The sequence below is a fragment of the Sphingopyxis sp. 10G20-10 genome (assembly GCF_057365075.1).
On the sequence record NZ_CP195117.1, the window covers coordinates 712,704 to 725,549 of the forward strand.

General features: G+C 60.0%; 10 protein-coding genes. 5 read left to right on the forward strand and 5 right to left on the reverse strand.

Features of this window, described 5'->3' with window-relative positions:
• Nucleotides 1-62 precede the first annotated feature (62 nt).
• Complete coding sequence (locus ACR3XE_RS03505) at nt 63-1,910, forward strand: M2 family metallopeptidase (protein WP_473698982.1); 1,848 nt, start codon at nt 63-65, stop codon at nt 1,908-1,910.
• Between the two features lie 96 nt (nt 1,911-2,006).
• Here ACR3XE_RS03505 and ACR3XE_RS03510 read toward each other — a convergent pair whose 3' ends face one another.
• The 3 genes from ACR3XE_RS03510 to ACR3XE_RS03520 form a co-directional block, all read right to left on the reverse strand.
• Nucleotides 2,007-3,494 (reverse strand): AMP nucleosidase, encoded by a 1,488-nt coding sequence (locus ACR3XE_RS03510; RefSeq protein WP_473698981.1) that lies wholly within the window; start codon nt 3,492-3,494, stop codon nt 2,007-2,009.
• Nucleotides 3,495-3,603: 109 nt separating this feature from the next.
• Nucleotides 3,604-4,578, reverse strand: coding sequence for a magnesium and cobalt transport protein CorA (locus tag ACR3XE_RS03515; RefSeq protein WP_473698980.1), 975 nt, complete (start codon nt 4,576-4,578; stop codon nt 3,604-3,606).
• Between the two features lie 41 nt (nt 4,579-4,619).
• The gene (locus ACR3XE_RS03520) at nt 4,620-6,284 is read right to left on the reverse strand and encodes a M28 family metallopeptidase (RefSeq protein ID WP_473698979.1); all 1,665 of its coding nucleotides are present in this window, start codon (nt 6,282-6,284) and stop codon (nt 4,620-4,622) included.
• A 167-nt stretch (nt 6,285-6,451) separates the two neighbouring features.
• Between ACR3XE_RS03520 and ACR3XE_RS03525 the strand changes: the two genes are divergently transcribed.
• Complete coding sequence (locus ACR3XE_RS03525; RefSeq protein WP_486185915.1) at nt 6,452-7,177, forward strand: hypothetical protein; 726 nt, start codon at nt 6,452-6,454, stop codon at nt 7,175-7,177.
• A 95-nt stretch (nt 7,178-7,272) separates the two neighbouring features.
• On the opposite strand, the gene ACR3XE_RS03530 is transcribed toward ACR3XE_RS03525, so the two are convergent.
• Nucleotides 7,273-8,409: a DUF4268 domain-containing protein gene (locus tag ACR3XE_RS03530; RefSeq protein ID WP_473698977.1), complete on the reverse strand. Its 1,137-nt coding sequence runs from the start codon at nt 8,407-8,409 to the stop codon at nt 7,273-7,275.
• A 441-nt stretch (nt 8,410-8,850) separates the two neighbouring features.
• Between ACR3XE_RS03530 and ACR3XE_RS03535 the strand changes: the two genes are divergently transcribed.
• Together ACR3XE_RS03535 and ACR3XE_RS03540 are read left to right on the forward strand one after the other, a co-directional pair.
• Nucleotides 8,851-9,486: a hypothetical protein gene (locus tag ACR3XE_RS03535; protein WP_486185916.1), complete on the forward strand. Its 636-nt coding sequence runs from the start codon at nt 8,851-8,853 to the stop codon at nt 9,484-9,486.
• Nucleotides 9,486-10,832: a DNA-packaging protein gene (locus tag ACR3XE_RS03540; protein ID WP_486185917.1), complete on the forward strand. Its 1,347-nt coding sequence runs from the start codon at nt 9,486-9,488 to the stop codon at nt 10,830-10,832. The genes ACR3XE_RS03535 and ACR3XE_RS03540 overlap by 1 nt, the downstream gene beginning before the upstream one ends.
• Before the next feature lie 342 nt (nt 10,833-11,174).
• On the opposite strand, the gene ACR3XE_RS03545 is transcribed toward ACR3XE_RS03540, so the two are convergent.
• Complete coding sequence (locus ACR3XE_RS03545) at nt 11,175-11,561, reverse strand: hypothetical protein (protein WP_473698975.1); 387 nt, start codon at nt 11,559-11,561, stop codon at nt 11,175-11,177.
• 155 nt (nt 11,562-11,716) lie between these two features.
• Here ACR3XE_RS03545 and ACR3XE_RS03550 point away from each other — a divergent pair, with 155 nt between their 5' ends.
• Nucleotides 11,717-12,823 (forward strand): phage portal protein, encoded by a 1,107-nt coding sequence (locus tag ACR3XE_RS03550; protein WP_473698974.1) that lies wholly within the window; start codon nt 11,717-11,719, stop codon nt 12,821-12,823.
• Nucleotides 12,824-12,846 lie beyond the last annotated feature (23 nt).

The window sequence follows — 12,846 nt, forward strand, 5'->3', positions numbered from 1 at the left end:
CGGCCAAGTTGCCGCCATCGCGCCGCAGAGCGCCCCACAGTCAACAGAGGATCTGCACCCCCATGAAAGTTATGATTTCGACGCTGTCGCTGGCCTTGTCGCTCGCCACAGCCGCGCCCGCCTTTGCCGCAGAAGAAAAGGGCAAGGAACCAGCCGCAGCCGAGGCGACCCCGACAGCCGCTGAAGCCGATGCCTTTGTCGCCACAGCCGAAAAGGACTTGTTCGATTATTCGGTCGAGGCGAGTCAGGTGAACTGGGTCAATTACAACTTCATCACCGATGATACCGATGCCATGGCGGCGCGGATTAACGCCGTCGGCACCGAAAAGTCGGTCAAATATGCGCTGGAAGCGGCGAAATATGCCCGCGCGCCGGGCTTGAGCGCCGACACCAAGCGCAAGCTAGATATCTTGCGCAACGGACTGGTGCTGCCCGCCCCGACGACGCCGGGCGCGGCCACCGAATTGAACCGGATCGCGACCAAATTATCGTCCGAATATGGCAAAGGCAAAGGCACACTCGACGGCAAGCCCATCTCTGGCTCAGACATTGAGGCCGAAATGGGCAATCTTGAGCGTACGCCCGCCGAGTATCAGGAAATGTGGACAAGCTGGAACGACAATGTCGGCGCTCCGATGAAGGATGACTATGCGCGCATGGTCGGCATCGCCAATGAAGGGTCCAAGGAACTGGGCTTTGCCGATACCGGCGCGATGTGGCGGTCGGGATATGACATGTCGCCGCAGGACTTTGCCGCGACTACCGAGCGTTTGTGGCAAGAGGTCAAGCCGCTCTATATCGCGCTGCACACCTATGTGCGCTGGAAATTGAACGAAAAATATGGCGATGCGGTGCAGTCCAAAACGGGACCGATCCGCGCCGACTTGCTGGGCAATATGTGGGCGCAGGAATGGGGCAATATCTATCCGCTCGTCGCACCCGAGGGCTCTGGCGATCTGGGCTATGACATTGGCGATCTGCTCAAGGCCAAAGGCGAAAAGCCGTTAGACATGGTAAAGGCGGGCGAGAATTTTTATAGTTCTCTGGGCTTCGCCCCGCTTCCCGACACATTTTGGAAGCGCAGTCTTTTTACCAAGCCTGCCGACCGCGAAGTCGTGTGTCATGCCTCGGCTTGGGACATCGATAATAAGGACGATGTCCGCATCAAAATGTGCATCAAGGTGAACAGTGATGACTTTGTCACCATCCACCACGAATTGGGCCATAATTACTATCAGCGTGCCTATAACAAGCAGCCCTATCTCTATTTGAACGGCGCCAACGACGGTTTCCACGAAGCAATTGGCGATTTCATCGCGCTGTCGATCACCCCGCAATATCTGGTCGATATCGGCCTGCTCGACGCCAAGGATGTGCCGAGTGCCGACAAGGATACCGGCCTGCTGTTGCGTCAGGCGATGGACAAGGTGGCGTTTCTGCCGTTCGGCCTGCTTGTCGATCGCTGGCGCTGGGGCGTGTTCGACGGCACGATCAAGCCCAAAGGCTATAATGCCGCATGGGACGCGTTGCGCTTGCAATATCAAGGGATTACTCCGCCGGTTTCGCGTGGCCCCGATGCCTTTGATCCGGGTGCCAAATATCATATCCCCGCCAACACACCCTATACGCGCTACTTTCTTGCACGCATCCTGCAGTTCCAGTTTTACAAAGCCGCGTGCGAACAAGCTGGATGGAAGGGGCCGCTCCATCGCTGTTCCTTCTATGGGAACAAGGAAGTCGGCCAAAAGCTGAATGCGATGCTGGAGATGGGGGCGTCAAAACCCTGGCCCGACGCGCTTGAAGCTTTTACCGGCACCCGAGAAATGTCGGGCAAGGCCATGATGGAATATTTCGCGCCGCTAAAGGCTTGGCTCGACAAACAGAATGAGGGGCATCCGTCGGGTTGGTAACGACCCGGAGCTAGGGATTTGATAGCCGGGAGGGAAACTTCCCGGCTATTTTTTCGGCTTCGTCGCCGTGAACCGCGCGAGCCTTTTAACGGAATGCTATCGGAACGGTGGTTCGTTGAAGGCACGCAATTTGCGGCTGTGGAGTTTGGCACCCTCGTCTCGCAATTGTTCGCAGGCCTGTATACCGATCTGAAGATGTGCGGCGATGGCTTCTTCATAGAAGCGATTGGCCTGACCGGGCAGTTTGAGTTCGCCGTGGAGCGGTTTGTCGCTGACGCAGAGCAGCGTCCCATAGGGCACGCGAAAGCGATAGCCCTGCGCGGCGATGGTGGCGCTTTCCATGTCGATGCCGATTGCCCGTGATTGGGAGAAGCGCAGTGCCGAATCGGTAAAGCGCAATTCCCAATTGCGGTCGTCGGTGGTGACGACAGTGCCGGTACGCATCCGCCGTTTGAGGTCGGCGCCACTGGTTCCCGACACCCGCTCGGCCGCGTTGGCTAGGGCCTGTTGGACTTCGGCAATAGGCGGGATCGGAATTTCGGGCGGCAACACGGCGTCGAGGATGTGATCGTCGCGCAAGTAGGCATGGGCGAGCACATAATCGCCAATCCGCTGGCTGGGGCGTAGGCCGCCGCAATGGCCGATCATCATCCATGCCTCTGGTCGTAACACAGCCAGATGGTCCGTAATTGTCTTGGCATTTGCAGGCCCGACGCCAATGTTGACGAGGCTGATGCCGCCGCCACCGGGCGCAATCAGGTGATAGGCCGGCATTTGATGCCGCCGCCATGCGCTGTCGGCGACGAGCGCGCTGGCGTTGATGCCGGGCTGATCGACATAGAGCCCCGCCGCGCCGGCGAGAGCCGTATAATGGCCTTGCCCGACTTTAGACGCCGCCCAGGCGACGAATTCATCGACGTAGCGATGATAGTTGGTGAACAGGATATAGCGTTGGAAATGCTCAGGCGCGGTGCCGGTATAGTGGCGCAGGCGCGCGAGGCTGAAGTCCGTGCGCAGCGCGTCGAACAAGGCAAGCGGTTGGTCTGCGGTCGGGTCCATCCCGAACAATCCGTCGGCCAGCTCATCACCGATGTCTGCTAGCTCGGTGGTCGGAAAATGGCGGGCGAGTTCGAGTGGTGTGACCTCGCCCATGTCGGACCCGTCGCTTGCGTCGAGTACATAGGGGAAGGGGATTTGCTGACCGGTTCGCGTGACCTCCATCGATACATCATAGTGACGCGCGAGCAGGCACAATTGTTCGCGCAGATAGTCGGCGAACAGGTCAGGGCGCGTGACGGTTGTGACAAATTCGCCGCCGCGGTCAATGCGGCCAAAAGCAAAGCTATGGCCATCCTGACCTTCGCGCAGATCGCCCGATGTTTTGAGGCGTAGCGCGGGATAGTCGAACAACCCGGTTGCGGCCGCATCGGCAGGTGGCAACGTGCCATCATGGACATAAGCGGCAATCGCCGATTTGAGCGCGTTGGCCGACTTTTTGAAGCGGCTTTGTAGCTCTGCGATTACGCTATCGACGAGTGCGACAGTTTCGGGATCGATAGGATTCTGTGATGAGGATGATGTCATCGCGGCGCTCTTGCACGAAATGGCAGTCGGAGGAAAGAGGGATTACGTCAAGGGTGCTGAATTGAGCTGAGCCATGATTTGGGATGACCCCTCCACATGTGTCGTTGCTTTAGAGCCAGCCGATATGTTTGAAGCGCCAGTATAAGAGGGAGCAGACGCTCGCCATCAGCGCGATGGACAGCGGATAGCCAGCGCGCCAGTGCAGTTCGGGCATGAACGCGAAGTTCATGCCATAGATGCCGGCGATGGCCGTCGGAACGGCGAGGATCGCGGCCCAGGCGGCGAGTTGGCGTGTGATGATGCCTTGGCGTTGTTGTTCTAGTAGGCCGTTGGTTTCGATTACGCTGGCCATGATGTCGCGGAGGCCGGTCAGGCGGAATTCGGCGCGGGCGAGGTGGTCGAGGATGTCGCGGAAGAAGGGGCGGGTTGATTCGTCGATGCAGGGGAGGTCGAGCGTCGTCAGGCGGCCGACGACATCGGTCATCATCCCGATGATGCGCTGAAAGCGGATCAGTTCGTGCCGCTGTGCCAGCAAATGGCGGATCTGCGCGGCGTCGAGCGAGGTTTCGGTGACGCGATCCTCCATGTCGAGCACCGCCTCTTCGATCGTGTCGATGACGGGGAAATAGCTGTCGACGATATAGTCGATGACGCCGTGCAGCGCCGCATCCGGCCCATGCGCCAGCCGCGCCGGATTGGCCTCCAGCTTTTCGCGCACCTGACCATGCGTGCGCGCAGAGGCGTGGCGGACGGTGACGATGAAGTTGGCGCCGACGAAAATCGCGGTCTCGCCCTGCGCGATGTCGTCGCCGTCTTCTGCCAGATGCGCGGTGCGCGTGATGACGAACAATTGCTCGCCATAAACCTCGACCTTGGGAAGCTGGTTCGCCTTGAGCGCATCCTCGACCGCGAGCGGATGGAGCCCAAAGCGCAGCGCGATGCGCGCCAGTTCGTCGGGGTTGGGTTCATACAGGCCAAGCCAGAAAAACTCGCCCCCCGCGCAATCCTCCGGAATCGCCTCGTCCTGTTCAAGATCGCGTATGCGCTGACCATCGCGATAGAGGCGGGCGGCCATGATCGGCATAGGCGGGTCCTTTGCTTGGGCGGCGGGGCGTTAGCGACCTGTTACCGCGCGGCGGCGCTTTTGTCGCGCAGCTCCTTGAACTCCGACCCGTCTTTCCATGTCGGCCAGCGGGTCGAATAAGCCAGATCATTGCCGATGTCGTAAAGCACCGAAATATCCTGCACCGCGCCCGCCAAATCCCAGTCCTTGCTCCACGCATCGCACGCCTGATGATAGCATTTGCCGGTATAGGCATCGACCCACGCCTGTCCCGCCGGCTTGCCGCCGTCGACCAGATCGCTGGCCCCCGCAATGCCCATCAAAAGGAGGACGGGGACGCCGCGTTTGGCGAGGCTGAAATGATCGGCACGATAGAAAAGTCCGCGCTCGGGCAGGCTTTCGGGCGACACGGTGCGGCCTTGTTTGGCGGCGAAGCGGGCAAGGTCATCCTCTAAGCTGTCTTGTCCCTTGCCGACCAAAATGACGTCGCGCGATTGGCCCGCGGTCTGCAAAATGTCGAGGGTCAAATTGGCGACCGTGGTTTCGAGCGGATAGATGGGGTGGGTGGCATAGCTTTCGGAGCCGAGCAGCCCGCGTTCTTCGGCGGTCCAGAAGGCAAAGACAATGCTGCGGTCGGGCGCGGGCTGGCGTTTGAACTGGCGCGCGATTTCGAGCAGTCCGGCGACGCCCAGCCCGTCGTCATTGGCACCGGCGCGATAGATATGGCCGTCGGCGTCGGGCGGCCCCTCGCCATAGGCGTCCCAGTGCGCGCCGAACATCACGACCTGATCGGGGTGCGTCTTGCCGGGGATTTTGGCGAGGACATTCTGGCTTTGCACAACTTCATGCGTCACCGGATAAGCGGCTTTCAGCGTCACGCCGGACAGCGGAACGGGCTTGAACGCCTTGGTCCGCGCCGCAGCGCGCAGCTTGGCCAGATCGAGTCCGGCGCCGGAGAATAATTTGGTCGCGGTGTCGCCCGAAATCCAGCCCTGCAGCGCGAGGCTGGTGACCTGATCGGCGGGGCGGACGATGTCGTAATTTTCGCCGCCGGGGCTTTCGACCACATTCCACCCATATCCCGCCGCCTCGGTTTCATGGATGATGAGCGCGGCGACCGCACCGCGCCGCGACGCCTCTTCAAACTTATACACCCAGCGGCCATAATAGGTCATCGTCCGGCCGCCGAATGTGCCCGCAACCGCTTCTCCCTTGGCGGCGGCGAAATCGGGGTCGTTGACCAAGAAGACGGCGACTTTGCCCTTCAGATCCTGTCCCTTAAAATCGTCCCAGCCGCGTTCGGGCGCGGTGACGCCATAGCCGACAAAGACCAGCGGCGCGTTATCCACCGCCGCGACGTCGTTCGGTTGCAGCGTCGAGACATAGATGTCGGTGCCGTTCGCCAGTTTTTGCGCGCTGCCGTCATGGTCAAATTCGAGCGCGGTCGGCGTGCCGAGGCGGGTGTGGAGCAAAGGCACCGGCTGGGTCCAGCCGCCGTCGACCCCGCCGGGCTCCAGCCCCAGCGCCTGCAACCGCCCGATCAGATAGCCGGTCGTGCGATATTCGCCCACGGTCCCCGGTGCGCGCCCCTGAAACTGGTCCGACGCCAGCGTCCGCACCGTCGCGGTCAGTTGATCGGCGGAGATGGTGGCGGGGGCGGCATCCTGCGCCGCAGCGGGTGCGGCGAGGGTGGCGAGCAAAAGAGCGGCGGCAGTGGCAAGGCGCATGGGCAATTCTCATTCCTGTGGAGGTGGGAGGCTAGGGGTGTTGGCCATGGCCTAACATGCTGAGCGGAATTTTAAAATTGGTCATGGACAGATTGGGCAAATGGGCGTTGCTGACCGCCTGTTTTTCCGTCTTGCTTTCGGCCTGAAACAGGGGCACCCCAATGGCCATGAGCGCTCCTTCTGACCGAGGCGGCACGCCTGATCCCGGCCCTGTGTCGGGGGTCGAGGCGCGGTTGGCGCGGCTGGAGGAACAGCTGGCGGGGCAAGCGGGGACGGGCGCGAAAGCGTCGGTACAACGCGCGCTGAAATTCCTGCCCCTGCTGGCGGTGAGCAATTTTCTGGTCGCGGTGCCGGCGTTCCTGTTGTCGGTCGCGGTCGCCTATTTCACCTTTGTCGGGGCCGAGGCGACCGAGAAGATGCAGATTGCGAGCGTGTGGCCGCATATCTCCTATGAAACGTCGAACCGGTCCGCCGACGGCGCGCCGCTGATCCGGCTGTCGCTGACCAACAAGGGCGTTGGCCCCGCGACGATCAAGGGCCTGGAAATCCGCTATCGCAACCGCGCCTTTACGGGGTTTCGCGACCTGCTGGGCGCCTGTTGTTCGGACGACGCCCGACATTTGTCGCTGGGGATGGCGAGCATCGTGGGGGAGGTGTTGCGGCCGGGCGATGACCTGATGTTCGCGCAGATCGACCCGACAAAGGTGCCCGCCGAGGTGTGGACGCGGTTCGAAAAGGAACGGTTGAACCTGAAAGTGCGCGTTTGTTATTGTTCGGTGTTCGACGATTGCTGGATATCGAACGGCAGCGACAGCAAAACCCAAATCGTGAAAGACTGTCCGGTGGACTGGACCCAATTTCATGGCCCGCCGCAGTTGGGTGAGGGGGGGTAGGGGTGATTGATTAGGATATGACAGCCTAATTAATATTGTGTCCCCGAAATTTTTGTTGTGTCCCCGAAATTCTTGTATCCCCGAAATTCCGATGATCAAACGGCTGATTTCATCTTCTCGGAAAGATCACTAACTCTTGAGACAAATGTTGCTTCCATCTTATTGTAATGATCTCTGAGCCAAGCAATCATTTCTGGCCAATTCTCTTTACTGTATCCCTGAACCAACTTTTTACAATGAATGATGCTTACCTTCCTGTCGTCATTTCGACGCCATTCAAGCTCCTCACCAATCTCAGAATCAATGTTAGACCTTTGACTATGAAGTTGATCAAATAGCCATTTGTTTTCGACTCTATTTTGACGATCAAAGCATAGCTCAACGCGAATCTCTTGTCTCAAAAATATCAGTACCAAGCGGCATCCAGAAACTCCAATGGTTGAAGTCAGCCAGTGTTCGCGAGACGGAGAGATATTCTGCCAGCGCTCCAATTGCTCAGCTTTGAAATATTCCAGCAGGTCTTCCCAAAAAGCGTACCGCATTTCATGGCTCCAACGCTGAGCACCTTTAACGGACTTCTCTTCGGTATCCTTTTCAGCCATTCGGATCATGTAGTCAGCAGCCTCGGCCGTTGGGATCACCTGTTGCAGATCAATCAAAAGCTCATCTTCAAACAAATAAGGTAAAACCTTTACGCACCGAGCGTCAATCTGGTGCTCACGCAGCCAAAGGACTGTTGATGTCACTTCCCTACGAAAATTGGCAGCGATAAAGATAATCCGCTGGTCATTTCCTTCATTCAGGACAATCTCATCAAGCATATCCTCTTGGAGGAAGTCACAGATTGTCGAAGCAGCGTCACCACCACCACTCTTGTCGAGGTACAGCTGAAAGATTGTGATTATCTCAGCTTTTTTAAGACTTGAGCAATATGCGGCATATTTAAGTGCTTGCCAGACAACATCTCGCCCTGAGTCATCAAGCTTGTTTTCAATTACTACAAGCTGACCACTCCGATCCAAAGCCAATAGATCTAGGCGCTCGCGGGTGCCGTCAAACCCGTCAAATTCCTTTTGAATAATAAGGATCTCTTCTTCGATGGCATCACCTAGCGCATTTGGTGTAGTCGCAAGCCATTCTTGAAGGTGTTCTCTTTCGCGCAAACCCGCCTTGGAAAATGTTGTCTTCGCCAGTTTTGTCAGCCTATTCTCGGCTCGATTTACTTGGAACACTTACTTCACCTAATGTCTGGGGTTTTCGAAAAAATCGATGTCACAAAGCAGTCAACTAATTGTCAAGCTTGCGGCGATTCGCGCCGACTTGCAAACTCCATCTTTACGCAACATGAAACCCGCTCCAAGAAATCAGCCCTTCTGAGCAATGCGGGCATCATTGTGAGTGTAGCGAAGCAATCCAGGGCGGTTTACGCAGGCTCTGGATTGCTTCGCTACGCTCGCAAGGACGGGGTTTTGTTTCTGGTTTGGTTTTAGGGCGTGAGGCCCCTCCGTCAGCCGCTGCGCGACTGCCACCTCCTCACGAGTGGGGAGGATTGATTTACCATATAGGTTATTTTTGTTGACATCGTCACGCTGATATGGCACATGTCAGACATCATGAAGAATTGCGAGTCGGGCCGGTGCCCCTTCTGTTGCGGAGGGGGGATGCGGCCCTTTTTGCGTTTAGAGGCGGGCGATATGGAGGAGGCGATCGGGGCGGGGTGCGCGCGGGCGGTGATGCGGCGCAAGCGGCCGCATTGGCAAACGACGGCGAAGCAACGCCAGACCTTTCTGGATGAGCTGGCGATCAGTTGCAACGTGCGGCGCGCGGCGGCGGTGGCGGGCATTGCGGCTTCGACGCCGTACAAGATCCGGCGGCGCGACCCGCTGTTCGCCGAGCAATGGCAGGCGGCGCTGTGCGAAGGCTATGTGCTGCTCGAAACCTTGCTGGTTCAGATGGCGATTGAAACCGCCGGTCGCGGCGCAACGGCAGAGGCTGAGGTTGAGGTTGAGAGCGGCGCGGACGTTGCACCGGACGTTGCGCCGGACGTTGCAGAGGCCGGCGCGGGCGCGGCTGACCCGCCCTCAAGCGGCGGGCTTACCGGTCCGGCGATGACGATTCCGCAGGCGATCGACCTGTTGAACAAGCATCGCGCCAGCGTGGCGGGCGGTCGGGCAAAGACGGTGCGGCTTCGTCAGGCGCAGCGACCGACTGCCGAAGAAACCGACGATTATATCCTGCGCAAAATCGCGGTGATCGAGCGGCAACGGGCGAAGCTCCCCCGTAAAGCGGACGACAGGGAGACGCGGTGATGGCGCGCTGGTTGAAGCGGTTAAAGGTGGGGCCGGACGAAACGATCCTCGACCGCTTGCTGTCGCTGACCTTTGCCGAGCGATGCAAGTTGATCGCCGACATGCCGCGCAAATATATCGAGGAGTTGAACGAGCGCTGGTTTTTATGGGCACATGCGGGACAGAAACAGCCGCCGGGGGACTGGCCGGTGTGGCTGATCCGCGCCGGACGCGGCTTTGGCAAGACGCGCGCGGGGGCCGAATGGGTGAGCGAGGTGGCGCGGGCCAATCCGGCGGCGCGCATCGCGTTGATCGCGGCGAACGAAAATGACGGGATGCGCGTGATGATCGAGGGGCCGAGCGGGCTGAAATCCGTGGCGCGCGGCGACGAAGATCCGCGCTGGCATTACCGGTTGCGCGAGCTGCATTTTACGTCGGGGGCGATCGCGACGCTCTATTCGGCGGGGGCGCCCGAAAACCTGCGCGGGCCGGAACATCATGCCGCCTGGTGCGACGAGCTGGCCAAATGGCCCAAGGGCGATTTGACGTGGGACAATCTGATGCTGGGGATGCGGCGGGGTGAGCGGCCACGGGTGCTGGTGACGACGACGCCGCGCCCCGTTCCGCTGATGAAACGGATCGAGGCCATCCGCGGGTGCGTGACGACCGAGGGGCGGACGGCGGACAATCCGCACCTGCCGCCCAGTTTCGTCACCGCGATGATCGAAACCTATGGCGGGACACGGCTGGGGCGGCAGGAGCTGGACGGCGAATTGCTGGCCGATGTCGAGGGCGCGCTGTGGACGCGGGCGATGATCGAGGCGTGCCGGATTGCGGCGGATGCTGTGGGCAAGCTGGGCCGCGTCGTGATCGGCGTCGATCCGCCCGCGACGTCGCGCGGCGATGCGTGCGGGATTATCGTCGCGGCGGCCTTGCGCGACGGGCGACTGGCGGTGCTGGAGGATGTAAGCGTCGAAAAGGCGACGCCGGGGCGCTGGGCCTTTGCCGTCGCGGCGGCGGCGCAGCGGTGGGGGGCGGACCATGTGGTGGCCGAGAGCAATATGGGCGGCGAGATGGTGACGAACACGCTGCGCCAGGCCGATGTGACGCTGCCCGTGCGCGCCGTCCATGCGGGCGCCAGCAAGACGCGCCGCGCCGAGCCGGTGGCGCTGGCCTATGAACGCGGCGCGGTGGTCCATGCGGGGGTGTTCGCGCGGCTTGAGGATGAATTGTGCGGGATGCAGATCGGCGGCGGCTATGTCGGCCCCAGCCGCTCGCCCGACCGCGCCGATGCGTGCGTTTGGGCGCTGACGGCGTTGATGGACGGGCTGCGCAAGGGAAGCGCGCCGGGGGTGCGGCGGGTTTGAATAGGATTTTTCCTAAATTGTTTCTTTTTACAAATTCCTGGAATGTCCTGTCTCGTAGCCCGCAGGTTAGTCATCAAGCACAGCGCGCGCTAGCCTCTGCTGCGCTTACAAGCGCAGCAGAGGCTAGCGCGCGCTGTGCTTGAAGTCAAGTCTCAATGTTCATACTTAGTCAACCAAGCTGTATGTATAATGCAGAATGATTCGGCTTTAGAGGTGAGAACAGCCTCCTCACGCACCAACTTAGGTTGGTAAAGTACCTCTGAAAAGAGGAAAGAGATCCGGGGGTGGGCAGCCCGGCTAAAGCCATTCAGGCTCCCTGAGAAATCAGGGAGCCTTTTTCTTTCAAATTAGTCGCTTAAGATGCCCGCTGTTCCGCCTGTCATCAATCTTCTTTTGAGATACAGGGTAAAATGAGGCAATATTGTAGCAGCCATCCGGTCCTATAAAAATGGAAACAGCTATCAATAGCCAGTTCTCTAGACCGAGCGGATTGCCTACCAATTCAATTTTTCCGTCATTCCGAAAATCGTCTCGAACATAGAGGGCATTTGCAATCACTTCCGCTACAAAAGGCAGGCACACTGGAAAGTCAGCCGGATGGTTTCTCTTCGCGTGAATTTGGGCTGCAACTGTCATGCGGACATCTGCATTTTCGAGTTCTAATCCAAGGGTCCGATTAATTGCTTCGACTGGTAGCGGACCTAGTTCAAGCGGAATTATTTTAGTCAAACATCTCTCCGCAGAAGTTCGCCGATCACATTGTATCATTCACAAAGTGAAATGAAATCAATTTAAGGCGCGTAACACCAAAATCAGCCTAAGCAAGTCGAGTTGCTTATTCTAGACGTTTGTCTCGCAGCGACATTCGAAAACAGGAGAATGATATGAACTGGTTTGGCCGGAAGGCGGCGTCGGGTGCGGCGCGGCCTGCTTTGTCGCGGGTGTATGGGGGGTGGTCTTCGCCCGCGCCCTTGTCGTGGGAGGCGCAGGTGCGGGCGGGATATTTGGCGAATCCGATTGTCCAGCGCAGCGTTCGGCTGGTGGCGGAAGGGGTGGGGTCGGCGCCGTTGGTGGCGAGCGATCCGGCTTTGGCGGCGCTGGTCGGGGCGACGAGTGCGGGGCAGGGACTGGTCGAGACGCTGGCGTCGCACTTGCTGCTTCACGGCAATGGCTATGTGCAGATTTTGGATGACGGGAGCGGCGCGGCGGGGGCGCTCTATGCCTTGCGGCCCGAGCGGGTGTCGGTCGAGGCCGACGCGCGCGGCTGGCCGGTGGCCTATCGCTATCGCGTGGGCGGGGCGAGCGTGGTGCTGCCCGCCGAGGATGGCGCGGGGCGGACGGCGGTGGTGCCGCTGAAGATGCTGCATCCGCTCGACGATCATTATGGCGCGGGCTGTCTGGAGGCCGCGGCGGGGGCGATTGCGGCGCATAATGCGGCGACGGCGTGGAACCGCGCGCTGCTCGACAATGCGGCGCGGCCTTCGGGGGCGCTGGTGCATGATCCGGGCGACAAGGGGATGCCACTGTCGCCCGAGCAGATCGACCGGCTGCGCGCCGAACTGGCCGACAGTTTTGCGGGCGGGGCCAATGCGGGGCGGCCCTTGCTGCTCGAGGGCGGGCTGAAGTGGCAGGCGCTGAGCCTGTCGCCCGCCGACATGGATTTTCTGGAGCTGAAGCATAGCGCGGCGCGCGAGATTGCGCTGGCGTTCGGGGTGCCGCCGATGCTGCTCGGCCTGCCCGGTGATGCGACTTATGCCAATTACAAGGAAGCCAATCGGGCGCTGTGGCGGCTGACCATCTTGCCGTTGGCGGCAAAGATATTGGGCGGGATCGCGCAAGGGATGCGCGGCCGGTTCGAGGGCGCGGAGTTGCGCGTCGATCTGGATCAGGTGCCGGCGCTGGCGGAGGACCGGATGGCGTTGTGGGAGCAAGTGTCGGGGGCGGATTTCCTGACCCGCGAGGAAAAGCGGGCGATGTTGCGGGTGGCTTAGGGCTGCCCTCCGCCTTTCACACA